Source organism: Serratia sp. BNK-33-b, assembly GCF_048684565.1.
In the GTDB taxonomy this organism is placed as follows: domain Bacteria; phylum Pseudomonadota; class Gammaproteobacteria; order Enterobacterales; family Enterobacteriaceae; genus Serratia; species Serratia marcescens.
The window spans coordinates 2,944,579-2,964,468 of the sequence record NZ_JBLQTZ010000001.1 but is presented as its reverse complement, the minus strand read 5'-3'; the positions used below and the strand labels follow the sequence as shown (position 1 = coordinate 2,964,468).

General features: G+C 58.9%; 25 protein-coding genes. 9 read left to right on the top strand and 16 right to left on the bottom strand.

Going from position 1 to position 19,890, the window contains the following annotated elements; genetic code table 11:
• Positions 1-3 precede the first annotated feature (3 nt).
• Positions 4-381: a MysB family protein gene (locus ACMGGK_RS14265; RefSeq protein WP_004927872.1), complete on the bottom strand. Its 378-nt coding sequence runs from the start codon at positions 379-381 to the stop codon at positions 4-6.
• Positions 382-589: 208 nt separating this feature from the next.
• On the opposite strand from ACMGGK_RS14265, the gene leuA reads away from it, so the two are divergent.
• Entirely contained in the window at positions 590-2,278 is a 1,689-nt protein-coding gene (gene leuA, locus ACMGGK_RS14260; RefSeq protein ID WP_016928220.1) for a 2-isopropylmalate synthase, read from the top strand.
• On the opposite strand, the gene ACMGGK_RS14255 is transcribed toward leuA, so the two are convergent.
• On the bottom strand, positions 2,229-3,029 hold the full coding sequence (locus ACMGGK_RS14255) for an AraC family transcriptional regulator (RefSeq protein ID WP_016928219.1): 801 nt from the start codon (positions 3,027-3,029) through the stop codon (positions 2,229-2,231). The genes leuA and ACMGGK_RS14255 overlap by 50 nt on opposite strands.
• A 135-nt stretch (positions 3,030-3,164) precedes the next feature.
• On the opposite strand from ACMGGK_RS14255, the gene ACMGGK_RS14250 reads away from it, so the two are divergent.
• The 4 genes from ACMGGK_RS14250 to ACMGGK_RS14235 are packed head-to-tail and all read left to right on the top strand — an operon-like array spanning position 3,165 to position 4,726.
• Positions 3,165-3,482 carry an ArsR/SmtB family transcription factor gene (locus ACMGGK_RS14250; RefSeq protein WP_016928218.1) on the top strand — a complete coding sequence of 106 codons (318 nt, stop codon included), beginning with the start codon at positions 3,165-3,167 and terminating at the stop codon, positions 3,480-3,482.
• Positions 3,472-3,906 (top strand): YeeE/YedE family protein, encoded by a 435-nt coding sequence (locus tag ACMGGK_RS14245; protein WP_033640757.1) that lies wholly within the window; start codon positions 3,472-3,474, stop codon positions 3,904-3,906. The genes ACMGGK_RS14250 and ACMGGK_RS14245 overlap by 11 nt, the downstream gene beginning before the upstream one ends.
• A 2-nt stretch (positions 3,907-3,908) precedes the next feature.
• The gene (locus tag ACMGGK_RS14240; RefSeq protein WP_420276982.1) at positions 3,909-4,337 is read left to right on the top strand and encodes a DUF6691 family protein; all 429 of its coding nucleotides are present in this window, start codon (positions 3,909-3,911) and stop codon (positions 4,335-4,337) included.
• Positions 4,328-4,726, top strand: a complete 399-nt coding sequence (locus ACMGGK_RS14235) for a VOC family protein (RefSeq protein ID WP_420276981.1) — start codon at positions 4,328-4,330, stop codon at positions 4,724-4,726. Before ACMGGK_RS14240 ends, ACMGGK_RS14235 begins: the two co-directional genes overlap by 10 nt.
• 50 nt (positions 4,727-4,776) lie before the next feature.
• Here the strand turns inward: ACMGGK_RS14235 and ACMGGK_RS14230 are convergent, their stop codons facing one another.
• The 4 genes from ACMGGK_RS14230 to ACMGGK_RS14215 form a co-directional block, all read right to left on the bottom strand.
• The gene (locus tag ACMGGK_RS14230) at positions 4,777-6,330 is read right to left on the bottom strand and encodes a peptide MFS transporter (protein WP_097102367.1); all 1,554 of its coding nucleotides are present in this window, start codon (positions 6,328-6,330) and stop codon (positions 4,777-4,779) included.
• A 475-nt stretch (positions 6,331-6,805) separates the two neighbouring features.
• Positions 6,806-8,044 (bottom strand): multidrug efflux MFS transporter MdtG, encoded by a 1,239-nt coding sequence (gene mdtG / locus ACMGGK_RS14225; RefSeq protein ID WP_049300566.1) that lies wholly within the window; start codon positions 8,042-8,044, stop codon positions 6,806-6,808.
• Between the two features lie 201 nt (positions 8,045-8,245).
• Positions 8,246-8,530, bottom strand: a complete 285-nt coding sequence (locus ACMGGK_RS14220; RefSeq protein WP_016928212.1) for a YciI family protein — start codon at positions 8,528-8,530, stop codon at positions 8,246-8,248.
• A 102-nt stretch (positions 8,531-8,632) separates the two neighbouring features.
• The gene (locus tag ACMGGK_RS14215; protein ID WP_193842702.1) at positions 8,633-9,553 is read right to left on the bottom strand and encodes a Kdo(2)-lipid IV(A) acyltransferase; all 921 of its coding nucleotides are present in this window, start codon (positions 9,551-9,553) and stop codon (positions 8,633-8,635) included.
• Positions 9,554-9,814: 261 nt separating this feature from the next.
• On the opposite strand from ACMGGK_RS14215, the gene ACMGGK_RS14210 reads away from it, so the two are divergent.
• Positions 9,815-9,973, top strand: a complete 159-nt coding sequence (locus ACMGGK_RS14210; protein WP_016928210.1) for a hypothetical protein — start codon at positions 9,815-9,817, stop codon at positions 9,971-9,973.
• A gap of 119 nt (positions 9,974-10,092) precedes the next feature.
• The gene (locus tag ACMGGK_RS14205; protein WP_016928209.1) at positions 10,093-11,160 is read left to right on the top strand and encodes a rhodanese-related sulfurtransferase; all 1,068 of its coding nucleotides are present in this window, start codon (positions 10,093-10,095) and stop codon (positions 11,158-11,160) included.
• Positions 11,161-11,203: 43 nt separating this feature from the next.
• Here the strand turns inward: ACMGGK_RS14205 and ACMGGK_RS14200 are convergent, their stop codons facing one another.
• On the bottom strand, positions 11,204-11,782 hold the full coding sequence (locus ACMGGK_RS14200) for a YceI family protein (protein ID WP_016928208.1): 579 nt from the start codon (positions 11,780-11,782) through the stop codon (positions 11,204-11,206).
• Between the two features lie 23 nt (positions 11,783-11,805).
• Positions 11,806-12,360 (bottom strand): cytochrome b, encoded by a 555-nt coding sequence (locus ACMGGK_RS14195; protein ID WP_016928207.1) that lies wholly within the window; start codon positions 12,358-12,360, stop codon positions 11,806-11,808.
• A 442-nt stretch (positions 12,361-12,802) separates the two neighbouring features.
• Here ACMGGK_RS14195 and ACMGGK_RS14190 point away from each other — a divergent pair, with 442 nt between their 5' ends.
• Positions 12,803-13,861, top strand: coding sequence for an AI-2E family transporter (locus tag ACMGGK_RS14190; RefSeq protein WP_089191506.1), 1,059 nt, complete (start codon positions 12,803-12,805; stop codon positions 13,859-13,861).
• Here ACMGGK_RS14190 and ACMGGK_RS14185 read toward each other — a convergent pair.
• The 8 genes from ACMGGK_RS14185 to pyrC all read right to left on the bottom strand — a co-directional run bounded on the left by ACMGGK_RS14185 (position 13,809) and on the right by pyrC (position 19,380).
• Positions 13,809-14,813 (bottom strand): zinc-dependent alcohol dehydrogenase family protein, encoded by a 1,005-nt coding sequence (locus ACMGGK_RS14185; RefSeq protein WP_143778873.1) that lies wholly within the window; start codon positions 14,811-14,813, stop codon positions 13,809-13,811. The genes ACMGGK_RS14190 and ACMGGK_RS14185 overlap by 53 nt on opposite strands.
• Before the next feature lie 3 nt (positions 14,814-14,816).
• Positions 14,817-14,933 carry a DUF2770 family protein gene (locus ACMGGK_RS14180; RefSeq protein WP_004927822.1) on the bottom strand — a complete coding sequence of 39 codons (117 nt, stop codon included), beginning with the start codon at positions 14,931-14,933 and terminating at the stop codon, positions 14,817-14,819.
• 122 nt (positions 14,934-15,055) lie between these two features.
• Positions 15,056-15,682, bottom strand: a complete 627-nt coding sequence (locus tag ACMGGK_RS14175) for a LuxR C-terminal-related transcriptional regulator (protein WP_028128019.1) — start codon at positions 15,680-15,682, stop codon at positions 15,056-15,058.
• A 216-nt stretch (positions 15,683-15,898) separates the two neighbouring features.
• Complete coding sequence (solA, locus tag ACMGGK_RS14170) at positions 15,899-17,014, bottom strand: N-methyl-L-tryptophan oxidase (RefSeq protein WP_028128020.1); 1,116 nt, start codon at positions 17,012-17,014, stop codon at positions 15,899-15,901.
• A 139-nt stretch (positions 17,015-17,153) separates the two neighbouring features.
• Complete coding sequence (gene bssS / locus ACMGGK_RS14165) at positions 17,154-17,408, bottom strand: biofilm formation regulator BssS (RefSeq protein ID WP_004927812.1); 255 nt, start codon at positions 17,406-17,408, stop codon at positions 17,154-17,156.
• Between the two features lie 201 nt (positions 17,409-17,609).
• On the bottom strand, positions 17,610-17,888 hold the full coding sequence (locus ACMGGK_RS14160; RefSeq protein WP_164039886.1) for a hypothetical protein: 279 nt from the start codon (positions 17,886-17,888) through the stop codon (positions 17,610-17,612).
• 130 nt (positions 17,889-18,018) lie between these two features.
• The gene (gene dinI, locus ACMGGK_RS14155; RefSeq protein WP_015377444.1) at positions 18,019-18,258 is read right to left on the bottom strand and encodes a DNA damage-inducible protein I; all 240 of its coding nucleotides are present in this window, start codon (positions 18,256-18,258) and stop codon (positions 18,019-18,021) included.
• A gap of 75 nt (positions 18,259-18,333) precedes the next feature.
• Positions 18,334-19,380 carry a dihydroorotase gene (pyrC, locus tag ACMGGK_RS14150; RefSeq protein ID WP_049300571.1) on the bottom strand — a complete coding sequence of 349 codons (1,047 nt, stop codon included), beginning with the start codon at positions 19,378-19,380 and terminating at the stop codon, positions 18,334-18,336.
• Between the two features lie 213 nt (positions 19,381-19,593).
• Between pyrC and ACMGGK_RS14145 the strand changes: the two genes are divergently transcribed.
• Complete coding sequence (locus ACMGGK_RS14145; RefSeq protein ID WP_015377446.1) at positions 19,594-19,881, top strand: putative quinol monooxygenase; 288 nt, start codon at positions 19,594-19,596, stop codon at positions 19,879-19,881.
• Positions 19,882-19,890 lie beyond the last annotated feature (9 nt).

Genomic DNA, 19,890 nt, shown 5'->3' with positions numbered 1-19,890 from the left:
GGGTTAACGTTCATCCCACTCATCGGCTGCGGCCTGGCCTTCTTCGGTATCCAGCGGCGGTTCGAGCTGAAAGTCGCCTTCTTCCCATTCGTACAGGGTGTTTTCATCTATCCACTCGGCGGTAATTTCCACCTCGTCGTAGTCACCGTCGAAGATCGCCTGTGCCGCCGCACCGCTGCGCAGCGTCAGGCATTCCACCGCCTCTCCTTCTTCTTCGAAGAACTCCGCCTGCCACATCGTGTCCCCATCCTGCATCACGTACTTTTGCAGATTGAACTGCTGGGGCACCGGCGGCTCGTCACCGCTGCCGCCTTCGGCGGTGTCGATAAACTCTTCGCGTGCGGCCTCGATGGCTTCTTCCAGGGTTGCATACAGGCTCATGTTCGCCTCCGTTGACAATGAGAGTAAAGCGTCCGGCGCACTGCCGGTGCGGTGGGGGAAACGTCAAAACTAATTGTTGTCTCACTGGCGCAGGATGCAAATTTTTTTGTTGTCCGCTTTGCGACGATGGTTGTCCGCAAAGCGGGAGAAGAGGAGGCGATGGCGGGAAATAATGACGCATCGTTCACTCTGGCGTCAGGAGAAGCCCATGTTAATCGACCCTTCAAGCAAATACCGACCGTTCCCGCCGGTGGCGTTGCCGGACCGCCAATGGCCTGCGCGTACGCTGAGGCAGGCGCCGCGCTGGTGCTCCAGCGATCTGCGCGACGGCAACCAGGCGCTGGCGGAGCCGATGGATAACGCGCGCAAGCGCGAATTCTATCAATTGTTGTTGCAGTGCGGTTTCAAGGAGATCGAGGTGGCTTTCCCTTCGGCGTCGCAAACGGATTTCGACTTTGTACGCGCGCTGATCGACGAGCGGCTGATCCCGGACGACGTCACGATCCAGGTGCTGACGCAGTCGCGCGACGATCTGATCGATCGCACCTTCGAGGCGCTGCAGGGGGCGCCGCGGGCTATCGTGCATCTGTATAACGCCACGGCGCCGATGTTTCGCGATATCGTGTTCCGCCAGGATAAGGCCGCCACCGTGGCGCTGGCGGTGAACGGCGCGCGGCGCATCCGCCGGCAGTGCGAGGCACAGCCCGATACCGCCTGGTGCTTCGAGTATTCGCCGGAAACCTTCTGTTTTACTGAGTTAGAGTTCGCGCTGGAGATCTGCGAAGCGGTGGCGGAGGTTTGGCAGCCGGGGCCGCAGCGGCCGATGATCATCAACCTGCCGGCGACGGTGGAAGTGAGCACGCCCAACGTGTATGCCGATCAGATCGAATGGTTTTGCCGGCACTTCAGCCGTCGCGCCGATGTGGCGATCAGCGTGCATCCGCATAACGATCGCGGCACCGGCGTGGCCTGTGCGGAGCTGGCCTTGCTGGCCGGCGCCGATCGGGTCGAAGGCTGCCTGTTCGGCAACGGAGAGCGCACCGGCAACGTCGATCTGGTCACGCTGGCGTTGAATCTCTATACCCAGGGCGTGGCGCCGGGTCTGGACTTCAGCCGCCTGAAGCAGGTGGTGGAGGTGGTGGAGCAGTGCAATCAGCTGCCGGTGCATCCTCGCCATCCTTATGCCGGCGAGTTGGTGTTTACCGCCTTTTCCGGTTCGCATCAGGATGCGATCAAGAAAGGTTTCGCCGCGCAACGGCAGCGGCAAGATGGCCGCTGGCAGGTGCCATACCTGCCGCTCGATCCCGCCGATGTCGGTTGCAGCTATGAAGCGGTGATCCGGGTCAACAGCCAGTCCGGCAAAAGCGGCGCCGCCTGGTTGTTGGAACAGAATCATGGGTTGGCGTTGCCGCGCGGTTTGCAGATTGATTTCAGCCAAGTGGTGCAGCGCGCGACCGACGGCAGCGGCAAAGAAATGAGCGGCGCGCAGCTGTGGCGTTTATTCCGCGATACTTACGGGCTGGTGGAGCAGCCGCGTTTGCAGCTGTTAAGCTACCAAACGGAAAGCCATGGGGTAGAGGCCTACAGCTTCAACGCGCGAGTTGCCTGCGAGGGAGAGCCACTGCGCCTGCAGGGGGCCGGCAACGGTCTGCTTTCCAGCGCGGTGGATGCGCTGCGTCAGCGCTTCGGCTTGTCGCTGGCGATCGAGGATTATCACGAGCATACGTTGGGACATCAGAGCGATAGCCGAGCGGTGGCCTATATTCGCTGTACGCTGCCGCAAGGTGAGGCGACTTACGGCGTTGGCATCGACGCCGACTCCGCCAGCGCCTCGCTGCAGGCGCTGTTCAACGTCGCCGGGCGCTATCTGGCGCCAACGTCGGTGCAGTCCGGCTGAAATAGTCGCTGGGCGCTACTCCCAGCAGCCGGCGGAACATGGCGCTGAACGCGCTGGGGCTGTCATAGCCGAGATCCAGCGCCACTTCCAACACCGAGCGGCCGGTCGCCAGCGCGTTTAATGCCGCCAGCAAACGGGCGCGTCGCACCCAATCGCTAAAATGCAGCCCGGTTTCTCGCTGGAAGCGCCGCGACAGAGTGCGTCCGCTGACGCTGAGATGAGCGGCAGCCTGTTCCAGCGTCCAAGGTTGCGCCAGCGTGGCCTGGATATGGCGGCACAGGGCGAGCAGCGAGGCTTCGCGAGGTTCCGGCAGGTGCAGCGGCAGAATCGGCAGCATTCGCAACTCATCCAGAATCAGTTCCATCACGCGCTCATCGCGCCCGCCGCTTGGATAGCCGGGCGCAATTTCCATCGCACAGATAATCAACTCGCGCAGCAGCGGGGAAACCTGCACTACCTGGCATTGGGCCGGCAGATCGGCGCGCGCCAACGGATCGACGAACAACGTCCTGGCGGCCACCTGGCCGGTGATACGCAGGCTGTGCACCACTTTCGCCGGCACCCAGACGCCGCGGCCGGGCGGCACCACCCAACTGCCGAGCCGGGTCGTGACCTGCACCACGCCGCTCAGGCTGTGAATCAGCTGCGCGCAGTTATGGTAGTGGTCCGGCTCGCTGTCGCCGTGGCGATAATCTCTGGCTAATGGCCGTACAGGCCGATCGGGCGGCAGAACGTCGTGAAACAACAGCATCGTAAGCAGGCTCCGCGCGGCAAAAGGGGGAAGACAGCATGCCATGCGGCGTTGTTTCACACCAGTCTGTGGCGCGGCACGGCAAAATGGTTTATAAAATTATATTATATAATTTTATAAACTGATGGAGGGGCAATGGATATTGATGCGATGCGCAAGGCGGCGGCGCAGGCCGGTGCGATGCTGCGTACCTTGGGCAACGAAGATCGGCTGCTGTTACTGTGCAGGCTCAGTCAGGGCGAGATGGCGGTGAGCGAGCTGGCGCAGGCGCTGGATATCCGCCAGCCGACGCTGTCCCAACAGCTTGGCGTGCTGCGCGAGGAGGGGTTGGTCTCCACCCGGCGAGCCGGCAAGCAGATTTACTATGCGGTGGCCGATGCCAAAGCGCTGGCGCTGCTCACGACCCTGTATCAACTGTATTGCCCACAGCCGGAGAACCGCGATGACCATTGACTGGCAGCACTTCACGCCGTATTCCGCGTTGGCGGGCGGGGCCATTATCGGCGGCGCGGTAGCGCTGCTGCTGCTGTTCAATGGCCGGATCGCCGGTATCAGCGGCATTACCGGCGGTTTATTGAGCGCGGGCGGCCGGGAGCGGGGCTGGCGCGCCGCATTTATTGGCGGGTTGCTGCTCTCTCCCTGGCTGTATGCTGCCGCTGCGGCGTTGCCGCCCGGTGAGATCTCGGTTGGCAACGGCTGGCTGGCGGCCGCAGGGCTGTTGGTGGGCTTGGGCACTCGATTGGGCAGCGGTTGCACCAGCGGGCACGGCGTGTGCGGCGTCGCGCGGTTGGCGCCGCGTTCACTGGCCGCCACGGCGGTGTTTATGCTGCTGGGCTTTATGACCGTGTGGCTGATGCGCCACACGTTGGGAGGTTGAAAATGCTTAAAACGCTGTTGGCGCTGCTGAGCGGCGTGATTTTCGGTCTGGGGTTAATTATCGCCGGCATGGCCAATCCGGCCAAGGTGTTGGCGTTTCTCGACGTTACCGGCATGTGGGATCCCTCGCTGGCGTTGGTGATGGCAGGGGCGATCGCGGTGGCAGCGCCGGCCTTCCTGTGGGCGCGGCGACGCGAGCGGAGCCTGTTGGGCGAGCCGCTGCAGATCCCGGCCGCCGGGTGTGTGGATCGCCGTTTGCTGGCCGGCAGCGCGCTGTTCGGCATCGGCTGGGGTATCGCAGGCATTTGCCCCGGCCCGGCCTGGGTGTTGGCCGGGGTGGCGATAGGCCGGGTATGGCCGTTCCTGCTGGCGATGCTGGCGGGCATGGCGCTGTATGACATTATCATGAGGCGGAGGCGTACATGTCGATAGCCAAAGCGGTGTTGCGCATCGCGCGCCCGACCGATCGGTTGCAGGAAATTGCCGCGTTGTATTGCCGCGGGCTGGGTTTCGAAAAGCTGGGCGAGTTTGTCGATCATCAGGGGTTCGACGGCATAATGATCGGGCATCCGCAGCATGCCTACCATCTGGAGTTCACGCAGCACCGCGGGGTGCGGGTCGGGCAGGCGCCGACGCAGGATCATCTGCTGGTATTTTATCTGCCGGATGAGAACGAATGGCGGGCCGCGTGTGAGCGGATGCGGGCGGCTGGGTTCTTGGCGGTCGCCGCCTATAATCCCTATTGGGATCGCGCGGGGCAAACCTTTGAAGATCCTGACGGCTACCGGGTGGTCTTGCAACATCAGGCCTGGCAAGCATAAAAAAACCGGCGCATCGAGCGCCGGTTTGCGAGAGAAAAACGGGTTATCCGTCAGACGTTGGTCGCCGGTTTTTGCGCGCTCTTGGACTGGGTATTTTCCAGCATGCGGCGAATCGGCACGATCAGCACGATAAGCACGGCGGCGCAGATCAGCAACGCGACTGAGCAGCGGGCGAACAGATTCGGCAGCATATCCAGTTGGTCGGCCTTGACGTGGCCGCCGATCAGACCGGCCGCCAGGTTGCCCAACGCGCTGGCGCAGAACCACAGTCCCATCATCTGACCGCGCATTCTCTCCGGCGCCAGCAGCGTCATGGTGGCCAGCCCGATCGGGCTCAGGCACAGCTCACCCAGCGTCAGCATCAGGATACTGCCCACCAGCCACATCGGCGATACGCCGGCGCCGCCGTTGCTCAGCACATTCTGCGCGGCCAACATCATCAGGCCGAAACCGCCGGCGGCGCACAGGATACCGATCACGAACTTGGTGATGCTGCTCGGACGCACGTTATTGCGTGCCAGCGCAGGCCAGGCCCAGCTGAACACTGGCGCCAGCAGGATGATGAACAGGGCGTTGATCGACTGGAACCACACCGCCGGGATCTCGAAGTCGCCGATCATGCGATTGGTGTAATCGTTGGCGAACAGGTTGAACGAGGTCGGTTTCTGTTCAAACGCCGACCAGAAGAACGCAGCGGAGATCAGCAGGATGAAGCACACCAGCAGGCGCGCACGCTCTTTGCGGCTCAGGCCGGCAAAGGCGAACAGATAGATGAAGTACAGGGTGACCGACGCGGCGATGACGTATACCAGCACGCTGGCCACCTCGACCGGATTGATGACGATGGTGCCCTGAGCGATCAGCACGATGACCGCCACCAGGATGGCCGCCAGCGCCAGCAACCAGACGCCGACGCCTTCTTTCTTCGCGACCGGGCTGTTCCAGGTGGAGTCCAGGCCCACTTCGTGGTCATAACGTTTCATCGCCGGTACGGCGAATACCCGGAAGATCACCAGCGCCACCAGCATCCCGATACCGCCGATGCCGAAGCCCCAGTGCCAGCCGTGTGACTTGATCAACCAGCCGGAGATCAGCGGGGCAATGAACGAGCCGATGTTGATGCCCATGTAGAACAGCGAGAAACCGCCGTCACGACGCGCATCGCCTTTTTTGTACAGCGTACCGACCATCACCGAGATACAGGTTTTGAACAAGCCGGAACCGAGCACGATGAACATCAGGCCGATGAAGAACAGATTGGTGCCCATCACCGCGGACAGGGCGATCGACAGGTGGCCGAGCGCGATCAGGATCGAACCGTACCAGACGGCCTTGCGTTGGCCGAGCCAGTTGTCCGCCAGCCAGCCGCCCGGCAGTGCCGCCAGGTACATGCTGCCGGCGAAGATGCCGACGATCGCCGACGCGTTCTCGCGCGCGAGACCCAGACCGCCATCGTACACGGTGGCGGCCATAAACAGGATCAGCAGCGGACGGATGCCGTAGAACGAGAAACGCTCCCACATTTCGGTGAAGAACAGAGAACCCAGCGGATAGGGATGGCCGAAGAAGGTCCGGCTTTCTGACTTATTGACAGAGGATTGCATAACGATTTCCCAATAAAAGGCGCTGCAAGGCTGCAGCCCGTACTGTGGTATGTATGTGTATTTAATGAAGGCGATCCGCCCAATGCGGATTACCCGACAAACACCGCGGCTGCAACGCTGATAAACCGTGGAAAGCGTGCTGACCTTTTCTTCACTTGGCCGATGTTTCACATCTGGCGTGATATTATTTAACCATTTGATAACTGGTCGTTGGTTTTGTCTAGTACCTGTATCCCATTTTTTAGACGAAAAGTCGACAAGCATCTCCTTTTCTGGTTTTTCTGTTGGTTATGACAGGAATATGATTGACAGCGGGTTTTATGCGCTGAAAGTTAATTAATTGTTGATAAACAAAGCGTTGGAATAAGAATGTTCTGGATGGGGCGAAAATACGCCAGCCCGAAGGAGGCATTATTAAAAGTGGGGGAAATGCGCCATTGATCTGGCCAACGGAGGCAACTGGCGATAAATGCAGCTATTGCTCTTCCTGCAGCGTGTCTTCCCGCAAATAGCCCGGCCGCCGCCGCAGACACCACCAGGAATAACCGGCGTTGAACAGCACCACTAAAGCGGTGACGGCGAAGACCGCGCGAAAACCGTAGCCGGCGGAGACTGCGGCGCCGAGCAGCGGACCGCTGACGTTGCCGACGTCGCGGAACGATTGGTTGTAGCTGAAGATTCGGCCGGCTACCTGATTGGTGCAGTTGTAAATCAACAGCGTCTGTACCGCCGGCAGTAGTGCGCCGTCGGCCGCCCCCAGCAGAAAACGCAGCACCCCGAGCTGCCACGGCGTTTGCACGAACGCCATCGGGATCAGCAGCAGCACCGAGACGATCAGCATAAACACCAGAATGCGCTCCGGGCCGATGCGATCGCCCAGCTTGCCCAACCGTGGGGCGCTCATCAACGCCGCGACGCCGGGCACCGAGGCAATCAGCCCGCTGATAAACGCCAGGTTATGGGTGGCGCCGGCCAGATCGCGCACATACAGCGTCAGGATCGGCGCGATCGAGCCGGTGGCGATCTGAATGATCATGGTGGTGACGAACAGGCTGAGCACCAGCTTCGGGTTTTTCAGCGAAGCGAACACCTGTTTTGCATGCAACATGTCGCGCTTTTGCACCGGGGTGAATTGTTCTTTGACATACAGCAACGTCAGCACGAAGCAGACGAACAGCACCGCGGCGGTGATATAAAACACCGGGCGCAGGCCGTATAAATCGGCCAGCAGCCCCCCGATCAGCGGGCCGACCAGCGCGCCGCCGACGCCGCCGGTAGACAGGGTGCCGAGCGCCCAGCCGCTGCGGTTGCGCGGCACCTGGGTGGCGATCAGCGCGTTGGCGTTGGGAATGAACCCGCCGAGCAGCCCCAGCACCGCACGCAGCGCGAGAAACTGCCAGACCGTTTGCGCCATGCCCATCAGCGCCATGACGATCGCCATACCGAGCGCCGAACGCAGCAACATCAGTTTGCGGCCGCGTCGGTCGGCCAGGGCGCCCCAGAACGGCGCGGCGATAGCGGAAAACAGGAAGGTGATGCTGAACAGCAGACCGGACCACATGTTGAGCGCCTGATGGCCGGTTACGCCCAGCGTCTCTACGTACAGCGGCAGAAACGGCATCACCAGGCTGAAGGCGGCGCCGGTGAGAAAGCATCCCAGCCAGGCGACGAAAAGGTTGCGTTTCCAGTTAACGGGTTCTGCTGCCGAAGCCATAAATGTCCATTGCCGAAAGGTGACGCGTTTTGCCGGTGGCAAAGATGAAGGGGCAAAACGTGAAAAGTTAGCCTGGTAAGTATGCGCCGCAAGCGCGGCGACGGCAAATGAGGGGACAAAGATTGGGCGAAAAATGAAATAAAGTTTTAAAAATGACGTTTAAACCTTATTCCGCGCTTGGCGCGCGGAATTTACAGCGTTTTATAAGCCGGCCAGCGCCTCGAAACCGGCAGCGGTGGTGGTGGCGCTAAAGTCGGTGACCTCGTAGTGGGCCACGGCGTTGAACGGATCTTCAGCCAGGATGGCGTCCAGTTGCGCACGCTCAATGCCTTTGGCCAGGATCACGCCGCCGGTGCGGGGATTCTTGCGGCCGGAAGCGACGAAGGTGCCGTCCTGAAAATATTTCTTAAGCCAGGCGATGTGCCCGTCAAGGTGGCTGTCGACGTCGGCGATCGGGCGATGGTAGGTCAGGCTGACAATGTACATAGCGGCTCCAGGGGGTGGCGGCAAAGGCATTACCATCCCACCCTCGCCGGCGATTCTCAAGAGGCACGCAATAAAAAACCCGCCGGCGGCGGGTTGGTTTTATCAGTAAAGCGAAGGCTCGCCTTCCGGGCGGGTCTTGAAGCGGCGATGCAGCCACATGTATTGATCCGGCGCCATCAGGATCTCTTTTTCCACCACTTTGTTCATGAAGGCGGCGGCGTCGAGTTCATTATCCAGCGGGAAGTTTTCCACCGCCGGCTGCATGATCAGTTCATACCCTTTGCCGTCCGGCAGGCGGCGCGGGGTGAACGGAATGATCGCCGGTTTACCCATTCGTACCAGCACATAGCTGCCGGTGGTGGTGGCGGCTTTGTCCACTGCGAACAGCGGCACGAAAACGCTGCTGCGCGGGCCGTAGTCGTGATCCGGCGCATACCAGATGATATCGCCCTGTTTCAGGGCGCGGATCATGCCTTTGACGTCCTTGCGATCCAGCATCGACTTGTTGGAACGCATGCGCCCCCAGGTTTGCAGCCAGTCCATCAGCCTGTTGTCGTGCGGGCGGTAAACGCCGATGCCCGGGTTGTGAATGCCGAAGATGCGCGCGCCCAGCTCCAGCGTCAAAAAGTGCAGGCCAATCAGCAGCACGCCCTGCTGGTTGTCGCGCGCTTTTTGGATATGCTCCAGGCCGCTGACCTTGAACCAGCGCTCGATGCGCCAGTTGGGCCAGAACCACGCCATGCCGGTTTCAAACAGCCCCATGCCGACCGATTCGAAATTCTTTACCACCAGCGCATCGCGTTCGGCCTGCGGCATGTCGGGAAAACAGAGCTCGAGGTTGCGCTGGGCGATAGCGACGCGCCGCTTGAGAAAGCGCATGGAAAATCGCCCAATCGAGGTGCCGAGCCAGTAGATGACGGGGTAAGGCAGCAACACCAGCAGATACAGCAAGCCGATGCCGACCCAGGTCAGCCAGTAGCGCGGGTGCAATAAGGAGCGATTGAAAGTAGGAACTTGAGTCATGGGTTCTCTGTTTGAATACGGTTGTTTAAGTGTAATGACAGCGTCATCGCACGGTCTGGCAGCCGGGTGAACTCGGCGGCAAGGTTCGTTTCTGCCGTTTGTTTGCGACTATTGTGGCATTTTTCTGGCGATCCGGGAAAACACAACGCATTAAAATCCCTTTTTGAGCGTTAAATATGCATCGAATGCCGAATTTTTCCACAATCTTTCCTGCCAAAGATAATGGCGATATTATTGTCGGTAATTATTCAGAGGGTAAATATGTTGGCACCATGGATCAGTGCGGGGCTGCTGGTGTTGGGCGCGGCGGTCGGCAGCGTCGGCGCACATTTGCAGATGAACGCGATATTGGCGCTTGCCGGCGTGATGATGGCGCTCGGTATGGTGGCTTCCGCGTTTACCGAAGGCGGCGGACGCTGAACGGGGCGCTTGCGCCAGGGCTGCGCGGCGGCGGTTTTTCGGGTATGATGTGCGCCGCGCGCGGGCCTGCTGGCTGCGCGCGGTAATCAGTCACCTCCCGAAAGACAGGAAAGTACACCATGCCAGTGTTACATAACCGAATTTCTAATGAGGAACTGAAGGCGCGCATGCTGGCGGAAACCGAGCCGCGCACCACAGTTTCTTTTTACAAATACTTCTCCATCGACGATCCCAAGGCGTTTCGCGACAGCCTGTACATTCAGTTCGAAAAACTGAAGGTGTTCGGCCGCATCTACGTGGCGAAAGAGGGCATCAACGCGCAGATCAGCGTGCCGCAGCATCACTTCGACGCGTTCAAAGCCGCGCTGTTCGCCTCGCACCCGGCGTTGGATCAGGTCCGCCTGAATATCGCGCTGGAAGACGACGGCAAATCCTTCTGGGTGCTGCGCCTCAAGGTGCGTGAGCGCATCGTGGCCGACGGCATCGATGACGAGAGCTTCGATCCGAGCAACGTCGGCGAGTATCTGCAGGCCGAGCGCGTCAATCAGATGATCGACGATCCGAATACGGTATTTGTCGATATGCGCAACCACTATGAGTACGAAGTCGGCCACTTCGAAAATGCCATCGAGGTGCCGTCGGATACCTTCCGCGATCAGCTGCCGATGGCGGTGGAGATGCTGCAGGATAGCAAAGACAAGAATATCGTCATGTACTGCACCGGCGGCATTCGCTGTGAAAAAGCCAGCGCCTATATGCTGCACAACGGCTTTAAAAACATCTATCACGTGGAAGGCGGGATTATCGAGTACACCCGCAAAGCGAAAGAACAGGGGTTGCCGCTGAAGTTTATCGGCAAAAACTTCGTGTTCGATGAGCGCATGGGCGAGCGCATCTCTGACGATGTGATCGCCAACTGCCACCAGTGCGGCGCGCCGTGCGATACCCATACCAACTGCAAGAACGACGGCTGCCATCTGCTGTTCATTCAGTGCCCGAGCTGCGCCGCCAAGTTTGAAGGATGCTGTAGCGAGATTTGCCGCGAAGAGCTGAAGCTGCCGCGCGAAGAGCAGCGCGCGCGCCGTGCAGGCCGCGAAAATGGCGTCAAGATCTTCAATAAGTCGAAAGGCTTGCTGCAGACCACGATGCACATTCCGGCACCGGAAGAAGAAGGCCCGGCCCGCTGAGCCTGAGGAAATGAGAAGCCCGGCCGCCAAGCCGGGCTTTTTTTTATTTCTCGCGCACGCCTTCTACGGAGATGATCAGCTCAACGTCTTGCGACGCCGGGCCCAGGTCGGTGGTAATGCCGAAATCTTTCAGCTTGATCTTGCCGTTGGCTTCAAAGCCGGCGCGGTAGCCGCCCCACGGATCGTTGCCCTGGCCAATCAGTTTGGCGTCCAGCGTGACGGGCTTGGTCACGCCGTTCAGCGTCAGGTTGCCGACCACCGCATAACCGTCGCCGCTTTTCTTCACTTCGGTGGATTCAAACTTGGCCTGTTTGTTCTTCTCCACGTTGAGGAACTCGGCGCTGCGCAGGTGCTTGTCGCGCTCGGCGTGGTTGGTGTCGACGCTGGCGGTATTGATGGTCACGTTAACCTTGTCCTTGGACGGATCTTTCTCGTCGAAGGTGAAGCCGCCGTCGAAGTCTTTAAAGCTGCCGTACAGCCAGCTGTAGCCCAGGTGCTGGATGCGGAACTCGATAAAGGCGTGCTGGCCCTGTTTGTCGATCTTGTAGTCCGCCGCCAGTGCGGAACCGGCGCTCAGCAGCAGGGCGCCTGCGGTCAGGCCCAATACGGTCTTTTTCAACATAGCAATCTCCATAAATCCAAAGGTTAATCGGCGCTGCTACCCAGCATCCGTTTCAAAGTGACATCACGATCGATAAAGTGATGTTTAAGCGCGGCCAGCCCGTGCAGTACCGAAAGCACTACCACGGCCCAGGCCAGGTAAAGGTGTATGGCGCCGGCGGTGTCGGCCTGTTCCGCCATGCCGGTGACGGTGGCGGGCACGTCGAACCAGCCGAATACGCTGATCGGTTGGCCGTCGGCGGTGGAGATCAGATAGCCGCTGATCAGAATGCCGAACAGCACGGCATACAGCGCCAGATGCGCGAGAATAGCGCTGACGCGAGTGAGGCGGCCATAGCTGGCCAGAGGTTTGGGCGGCGGCGAGACAAAGCGCCAGACCACGCGGATCACCATCACGATGAACAGCAGCGTGCCGATGCTTTTGTGGATCTCCGGCGCCTGATGGTACCAGACGTCGTAATAGCCCAGCGTGACCATCCACAGGCCAAGTGCGAACATGCCGTACACCGTCAGCGCCACCAGCCAGTGGATCAACACTGACACATGGCCGAAACGATCGGCGGTATTTTTCCAGAGCATCCTGTTTCCTTCGATTACCGATTGGCTGGCTGCAATAATTAAACTTTAGGAAACATAAAATCAATAATAAATTTAACTATGTTACTTCTTAGAAATATTAGTCAGTGAATTTGTTTGAGATGTTCGGGCTTCATCAGATAAATCGTTGAAGATGATATTATTTCCCTCACGGGGCGGTTATGCTAGTTGTTGAAAATTAGGCTTATTATCTATTAATGTCAGCTTTTGTCATTTTACGTAAATCGTCCATGAGTTGCTCGGTGGAATTATTTGTTGGCAAAGGTTATGCCTATTTCTTGCGGCAAAGAGCAGGGCGGAAAGATTAATTTTTTCGAACGGTTAGGCGAAATCCTCTGCGGCGTGACGGTGGATTTTGCTACCATTAGCGCCAAGAGTCGGCTCTTGGTGGCCGGTTAACCCAGTGAAATAACAAGGAAACGTCATGGGCCGAACCCGCGTGACCGACAGCAGCCTGCGTCTGGCCGTCCTGCTGGCGATGTTGGTGATCATTTTGGCCGGGGTGAAAGCCGCCGCTGACATCGTGGTGCCGTTTTTGCTGGCGGTATTTCTCGCCATGGTGTTGAACCCGCTGGTGGCGATGCTGGAACGCAAGCGGGTGCCGCGTATCGTCGGGGTGACGCTGCTGGTGACGGCGGTGATCGTGGTCGTGATGCTGTTTATCGGCATGTTGGGCGCTTCGCTCAATGAGTTCGCCCGCTCGCTGCCGCAGTACCGCGGCATGATGATCGAGAAGTTGCGCGAGCTGCAGCATTACGCCGATCGCTTCAATATCAGCCTCTCCAGCGAAGCGATGCTGCAGTATGTCGATCCGAGCGCGGCGATGAATTTGGTCACCCGCATGCTGGGGCACCTTTCTGGCGCCATGACCAACGTCTTCCTGCTGCTGATGACCGTGGTGTTTATGCTGTTTGAAGTGCAGCTGCTGCCGTATAAGCTGCAGCAGGCGCTGGATAAGCCGAACGAGGGGCTCGCCGCGATGCGGCGGGCGTTGGACGGCGTGACGCGCTATCTGGTGATTAAAACCATCATCAGCCTGGCCACCGGGGTGATCGTCTGGATCTTCCTGGCGGCGGTCGGCGTACGCTTCGCTTTTATCTGGGGGCTGCTGGCGTTTCTGCTCAACTACATTCCCAACATTGGCTCGGTATTGGCCGCCATTCCGCCGCTGATTCAGGCGCTGTTGTTCAACGGGCTGGGCGATGCGCTGGTGGTGGCGGGCGGCTTTATCGCTGTCAACATGGTGATCGGTAATATCCTCGAACCACGGGTGATGGGGCGCGGGCTGGGGCTGTCGACGCTGGTGGTGTTCCTGTCGCTGATCTTTTGGGGCTGGCTGCTCGGCCCGGTGGGCATGTTGCTGTCGGTGCCGCTGACGATCGTGGCGCGCATCGCGCTGGAGACTACCGAGGGCGGCTATCGGCTGGCGGTTATCCTGGGGGACGGCCGCCCGCCGCGTCAGCCTCCGGCGGCGCCGGAGTGAGGAAGATCTTGCCGTTCACACCGGGCTGCGTGGCGTGCTGCAGCGCCGCTGCGTACTGATGCAAAGGATAAATCGCGGCGGGTGGGCGCAAAGCCAGCTGGCCGCGCCGCAGCAGCTGGAATAGCTGATAAAACGCCATCTGCCACTGCGCCGGCGCCGCCTGTGCGTTCCATTTGCGCAGGTGGAACAGCGAAGCGCGCAGCTTTAACTCGTCCACCACGCGCCGCCAGTCTACCTGGCGGCCGCTCAGCAGGCCCAGCGCCACAAAATCGCCGCCGGTGCGGACCGCCTGCGCCAGCTGCAATCCGTCTTCTCCACCGATGCAGTCGATGGCCGCACGGGCGCCAAAATTCGTCATTTCCACCAGCTGAGGTGCTTCGATAACGCGCCAGGCGCCGGCGGCCAGTAACGCCTGGCGATGAGCGGCGTTGCGCACCACGACCGCCAGACGAATGCCGCGCAGCGCCGTCAGCTGCGCCAGCAGCAGGCTGACAGCGGAGCCGCCGCCGTTGATCAGCAGTACGTCGCCGGCGTTGAGCGGCAGCCATTGCGTCAACAGCACCCAGCAGGTGAGCGGGTTGATATAGATTTGCGCTGCGCAGGCGTCGTCAATGTCATCCGGCACCCAGACCACCCGAGCCTCAGGCAGCGTGACGAAGGTTTGCCAACTGCCGTCACCCGCTACCGCCAGCGCGCGTCGGTCCGTTGAATGCCCATTCTGCGGATTGACGATGACGCCCACGCCTTCATATCCCGGCACCTGCGGCAGGGCGATGCGGTGCGCGTATTGGCCGTGGATCGGGATCAGATCGGAAGGGTTGATCGGGGCATAGCGCATCTGCAATAACTGCTGTCCGGGGCGCAGCAGCGGTCTGCTCATCTGCTGCAATTCCAGCACCTGGGCGGGATCGCCGAAGCGGCTGAAGCTCAATCGGGGAAATAACGGCGGCATGGATTACATGACGAAGAAGAAATAGACATCCAACGCCAGCAGCACCAGCCACAGACAAAGGTAAAGCACCAGGTGCTCACGCACATTGTTGACGATAGCCGCCAGTATTCGGTTTAACATTTCAGCCGCCTGAAGAGAAGGACCCTTGATTATAGTCCTTTTCTCGACGTCTTTTACAGCGCGCCGCGCGTGTGCGCTGGAAGAGCGGCGATAAAAAAGCCTGCGTTATCGCAGGCTTGATGTTATACCGCCAGCAGCGCCAGCGGCGTCGAATTTGTTGGCGTGCTCGGCGGGTAGAAATAGCGCAGCACGTTATACAGCGAGTAGAACTCCAGCCGGTTGCGCGCGTTGATCTTCTCCGTGATGTGACGCTTGTGCACGTACACCGTATGCGAGCTGATCTGCAGCTTTTTCGCGATGCGGTAGTTGGGCATCTCCGCCATCCAATATTTCATTACCGTCAGTTCCTGCGGGCTGAACAGGGAACGCTCTTCGCCGTCATCGGCCAGCGCCAGCGGATTTTCGCGCAGCGTGCGTAAGGTGAGCGGCAGAATGCTTTTATTGAACAGAAAGGCATTATCGGCGATGCGCATTGGCGCTTCGCTGTAAGGGTAAGGCGTATCGAGATAGATAAACAGCAAGGCAGACTGGCTGGCTTCCATAAATGCCAGCAGCTGTGCGTCCGCTTCGTTATAGCGGCATTGGTTGCTGAGGTTCACCAGAATGTGGCTCGGCTGAAAGCTGGACAACAGTGGCGTAGCGTACTCAATGCTGTGGCAGCACTTGATCGTCGTAATCCCACTATCAGCAAAGTAGCTGGCTATACCGACCCGGGTGAAGCAGCATTCGTCCACGACAAGTAGTTTCATGGTGACGTCCTTGTTGAAAGCCGATGGAGCATATCTTCTGTAAAATAGGACTTACACTGCAAGTGTTCAATTCGGAAATTCAAATGCTGAATGCAAGAAATTTCCGTTATCAGAATTTTTACTTGGTATTTAAAAGAGTTAGCAGGTTAATAAATTGTAACCGCCAGATTTCGCTGTCCAGGGCTCGACGGGAACGTGGACAGCGAAATCCTCCGCTCAGCTAAATCGCTTCAGACCAAAGCTGGAGAGGTCAACCGGCGGCGCTTTGTCCTGCGCGAACAGCGCGGCGATCTCGCCCAGAGCGCTGGCGAACTTGAAGCCGTGGCCGCTCAATCCGCTGATGACCATCAGGCGATCGCAATCCGGCAGCGTATCGATAATAAAGTCTTCGTCAGGGCTCATATCATAACTGCAGGCTTCGCCGTGTAAACATACGCCTACACCCGGCAAAAATTGCCGCAGGAAGGAGAAAACTTCCGTGCCGTCGCTGGCGTAGCTGCCGAAGGGCTTGCGCTGCTCGGGGGCATCCATCGGCTGGCCGCCGTCGTGTTTGCCCACTTTCAGGCCATCGTTATCCGCCGGGAAACCGTAATAGTGCGTGCCGTCCTGCGCTTCGACGGTAAAGGCCGGGAAGCGATTGTTCACGCTGTAGCGGCCGTCCGCCTGATGCCAGGAGAATACCTTGCGCAATGGCGCGATCGGCAGCTGCGGCAACAGCGCCTTCACCCAGGTGCCTGCGGTGACCACCGCTTTTCGCGCCGTGAAACGCCCTTCGTCGGTGACGACCTCAACGCCGCCATCAATGGGGTTCACCGCGCTGACCGGGCAGTTGAACAGCTGGCTGCAGCCGGCCTCTTTCGCCAGTTTGATCAGGCTGGCAACCGCCAGTTCGGATCGCAGGAAGCCGGCGTCCGGCTCGAATACGCCGACGTAACCTTCCGGCGCGCGGAATTCCGGCCAGCGTTGAGCGATCTGTTCGGCGCTAAGGGTTTGCGCATTAAGGCGAAACTTTTGCGCGCTCTGCTGAGCATTGCGAATGAATTCGGAGTGCTGCGGCCCCAGGTTGAGCACGCCGCACGACTGGAACAGTTCTTCACCGGATTGTTGAATCAGCGCATTCCACAGCGCCTGTGCGCGCAGCACCAGCGGCACGTACTTTTCACCTTCGCCGTAAGCGTGACGAATGATGCGGGTATCGCCGTGATGGCTGCCGTTGCGGTGTGGAGGAATGGCGCTGTCGATCATCAGCGCTTTCAAGCCGGCCCGGGTAGCGTAATACCCTGCCGCCGCGCCGACTGAACCGCTGCCCACCACAATCAAATCATATTCCACGTGCCCACCCTCTCTGATAGCGATTTCTTATCGCCCCATGATAAAAGGTTGGCGAGCGCAATGCACTGATTGAACGGCGAAAGGCGAAGAAAAGGCGCCGGGATCGATCACGGCGCCTTAGGGGTTAGGGGACGATGTATCAATGTTTTCTGCGATCAAGATCCTGGTAATCCGTAGCTTCAATCTTGGCGATGCCGGCCTCTAAGATATTGATTAATTGACGGGCGACATCTGTAGTGAGCCAAAGCGTTCGGTCTACTTGGGCTTCTTCGGGCGTTTGGTCTAGTGAAGACAGGTAATGAAGGCGTATCATCATGGCGTCGTAAACGTCGACAGTACTGATATCCCAACCGACAAGCGGGTGCGTCTGAATTACTTCATCATTTCTGTCCATAAAGACCCCTTATTGAGTAGTAACTACCGTGAGTGACTAACGAGGATCAATGCGGCTCATCATCATGAGAGCAATTACAGTATACGCATCCGCTTTCATCGGTGGAGGGGGTTGTCACCGAAATTTGCAAAATAAATATTTATTTGAACAATTATTCTACAAATTTGTATGTGCAGCAGTGGATGAGTCAAGCGCAGCGCGTTATTCCGCGTCGGCAGGTGGCGATACGCCGTGCAGACATTTTTCCAGCTCTTCGGCCAAATGGGCGAAATGCTTTTGCGTTTCGGCATCACGATTCTGGCTGTGCGATTCCAGCTTCAGGCTGTGGATCAGCCGTTGGTTGGCTTTGTCATCCAGGCTGAAGGCCAGATAAGAGAAAGCCACTTCCAGTACGTTCAAGCGCCTTTTCTGATCGGCAATCAGCGCCAGCAGTTCGCCAAACGTCATTGCGTCTTCGGATTTCACCTTGTCCGGGGCCATGCTTACTCCTTTGCGTTAAATACAGCGCTGAGGCAGATTTTGTTTCAGAGTAAGGGTAAGCGATGAATGGGCAGGGCGCCAGAAACAAAAAAGCCGGAGAGCGACCCCCGGCAAAAACAGCATTGCAGTGTTATTCTGCGCTAAACCATTCGTCTGCGCTTTCCCAGGTTTCCTGAAGGATTTCCTCAATCAGATCCCGGTCGGTTTTGGCGCCCCCCAGCACGGAGAGCCCATTGGCGCCGGCATAACGTACGTGCACGACGGCGTCTGGAAACTGGCGGTTGACCCGCTTGCCCAGTTCACCGGTCAGCGCCTCAATGGCGCCCGCCGGCAGCGGCCGGGTTTTATCTATAGTGACTTCAACACGCATAATTGCCCCCGAAGCGATTTACTGTTTATTTATACAGTTAACCGAGTGCGGGGGCAAGAGGGCGAAGCAAAAATATCAGTCTTTCAGCGACCAGTTCAGGGTTTCACCCGCCAGGAAGGGGATCACGGATTCATTGCCGAGGGTAATCTCTTCCGGCTGGGTGGTTGGCACGCGCTGCAGTTCGATGAAGTCTTCGTTGAGCGGCAGGCCATAGAAGCGCGGGCCGTTGAGCGAGCAGAAGGCTTCGAAGTGCTCCAGTGCGCCTAGCTGTTCGAAGACCGCTGCGTAAGCCGGGATGGCATTCGGCGCGTTGAAACAGCCGGCGCAACCGCAGCTGGACTCTTTGCGATGCTTGAGGTGCGGCGCGGAATCGGTGCCAAGGAAGAAGCGCTCCGAGCCGCTGGCGACCGCCTGACGCAGCGCTTCCTGGTGGACATTGCGCTTGAGGATCGGCAGGCAGAACAGGTGCGGGCGAATGCCGCCGACCAGCATGTGGTTGCGATTGAACATCAGGTGCTGTGGCGTGATGGTGGCGCCGAGGAAACGATTGCCTGCCTGCACGTATTGCGCCGCTTCTTTGGTGGTGATGTGCTCGAAGACGATCTTCAGCTCAGGGAACTGTTGGCGAATCGGTTCCATCACCTGCTCGATAAAGCGCGCCTCGCGGTCGAAGATATCGACGGAAGGATCGGTCACTTCGCCGTGGATCAGCAATGGCATGCCGATTTTTTGCATCTGCTCGAACAGCGGGTAAATACCGGTCACGTCGCTGACGCCGTGGCTGGAGTTGGTGGTGGCGTTGGCCGGATACAGCTTGGCGGCAGTAAACACCCCTTGTTCGAAGCCGTTGACCAGTTCACTGGCCGCCAGGGAGTTGGTCAGGTAGCAGGTCATCAGCGGAGTGAAATTGTGACCCTGCGGAACCGCCGCCAGAATGCGATCGCGGTAGGCGCGCGCGGCGGCCACGGTCGTTACGGGCGGAACCAGGTTCGGCATCACGATCGCCCGGCCAAATACCTGACTGGTATAGGGCACCACCGTTTTCAGCATTTCATCGTCACGCAGGTGGATATGCCAGTCGTCTGGGCGGCGGATTTTCAGAACTTGAGGTTGTGCGGTCATCTAGCTAGGCTCCGGCGGTCAAATACGTCTAATGAAAAGCGAATAATGGGTTTATTCACGCCGGGGTGTAAGGATAAGCGGAAAGTGCCGCAGATGCATCTGTTTGTTGGCGACAAGTTGAAATCAATAGCGCGGCGGGCGCATAGTAACCGGGATTTCAACGATGCCGACGCCAATACCGTCGACCTTCATCAAGTGGAAAGGGAGAAAGCAATGGAAGTACGCGTTATCGCCACCCTGCAAGCGAAAGCGGGATTTGAAGCCGCCGTCAGCGAAGCGGTGCACGACATTATCGAGCCGAGCCGCCAGGAGTTGGGCAACCTGCAATATGACTTGCATCGCGATCTGGAAAAACCGGGCGTTTTCGTGTTCTTTGAGCGTTGGGCCAGCAGCGAAGCGCTGGATAAGCATAATGAGACGGCGCATTTTCAGCAGTTCGTCAGCCGGCTTGACGGCAAGTTGGATGTTCTGGACATCAAAAAACTGAAGAAGATCGCCTGAGGACGTTAC

Coding starts and splice junctions, on each gene's coding strand:
- dinI (WP_015377444.1), bottom strand. CDS start 18,258: ATGCGTGTTGAAGTCACTATAGATAAAACCCGGCCGCTGCCGGCGGGC.
- leuA (WP_016928220.1), top strand. CDS start 590: ATGTTAATCGACCCTTCAAGCAAATACCGACCGTTCCCGCCGGTGGCG.
- ACMGGK_RS14185 (WP_143778873.1), bottom strand. CDS start 14,813: ATGCCGCCGTTATTTCCCCGATTGAGCTTCAGCCGCTTCGGCGATCCC.
- ACMGGK_RS14160 (WP_164039886.1), bottom strand. CDS start 17,888: ATGGCCCCGGACAAGGTGAAATCCGAAGACGCAATGACGTTTGGCGAA.
- ACMGGK_RS14230 (WP_097102367.1), bottom strand. CDS start 6,330: ATGCAATCCTCTGTCAATAAGTCAGAAAGCCGGACCTTCTTCGGCCAT.
- ACMGGK_RS14200 (WP_016928208.1), bottom strand. CDS start 11,782: ATGTTGAAAAAGACCGTATTGGGCCTGACCGCAGGCGCCCTGCTGCTG.
- ACMGGK_RS14175 (WP_028128019.1), bottom strand. CDS start 15,682: ATGAAACTACTTGTCGTGGACGAATGCTGCTTCACCCGGGTCGGTATA.
- ACMGGK_RS14205 (WP_016928209.1), top strand. CDS start 10,093: ATGCCAGTGTTACATAACCGAATTTCTAATGAGGAACTGAAGGCGCGC.
- ACMGGK_RS14255 (WP_016928219.1), bottom strand. CDS start 3,029: ATGCTGTTGTTTCACGACGTTCTGCCGCCCGATCGGCCTGTACGGCCA.
- ACMGGK_RS14250 (WP_016928218.1), top strand. CDS start 3,165: ATGGATATTGATGCGATGCGCAAGGCGGCGGCGCAGGCCGGTGCGATG.
- bssS (WP_004927812.1), bottom strand. CDS start 17,408: ATGGACAGAAATGATGAAGTAATTCAGACGCACCCGCTTGTCGGTTGG.
- ACMGGK_RS14235 (WP_420276981.1), top strand. CDS start 4,328: ATGTCGATAGCCAAAGCGGTGTTGCGCATCGCGCGCCCGACCGATCGG.
- mdtG (WP_049300566.1), bottom strand. CDS start 8,044: ATGGCTTCGGCAGCAGAACCCGTTAACTGGAAACGCAACCTTTTCGTC.
- ACMGGK_RS14215 (WP_193842702.1), bottom strand. CDS start 9,553: ATGACTCAAGTTCCTACTTTCAATCGCTCCTTATTGCACCCGCGCTAC.
- ACMGGK_RS14265 (WP_004927872.1), bottom strand. CDS start 381: ATGAGCCTGTATGCAACCCTGGAAGAAGCCATCGAGGCCGCACGCGAA.
- ACMGGK_RS14245 (WP_033640757.1), top strand. CDS start 3,472: ATGACCATTGACTGGCAGCACTTCACGCCGTATTCCGCGTTGGCGGGC.
- ACMGGK_RS14195 (WP_016928207.1), bottom strand. CDS start 12,360: ATGCTCTGGAAAAATACCGCCGATCGTTTCGGCCATGTGTCAGTGTTG.
- ACMGGK_RS14145 (WP_015377446.1), top strand. CDS start 19,594: ATGGAAGTACGCGTTATCGCCACCCTGCAAGCGAAAGCGGGATTTGAA.
- ACMGGK_RS14180 (WP_004927822.1), bottom strand. CDS start 14,933: ATGTTAAACCGAATACTGGCGGCTATCGTCAACAATGTGCGTGAGCAC.
- pyrC (WP_049300571.1), bottom strand. CDS start 19,380: ATGACCGCACAACCTCAAGTTCTGAAAATCCGCCGCCCAGACGACTGG.
- ACMGGK_RS14220 (WP_016928212.1), bottom strand. CDS start 8,530: ATGTACATTGTCAGCCTGACCTACCATCGCCCGATCGCCGACGTCGAC.
- ACMGGK_RS14210 (WP_016928210.1), top strand. CDS start 9,815: ATGTTGGCACCATGGATCAGTGCGGGGCTGCTGGTGTTGGGCGCGGCG.
- ACMGGK_RS14240 (WP_420276982.1), top strand. CDS start 3,909: ATGCTTAAAACGCTGTTGGCGCTGCTGAGCGGCGTGATTTTCGGTCTG.
- ACMGGK_RS14190 (WP_089191506.1), top strand. CDS start 12,803: ATGGGCCGAACCCGCGTGACCGACAGCAGCCTGCGTCTGGCCGTCCTG.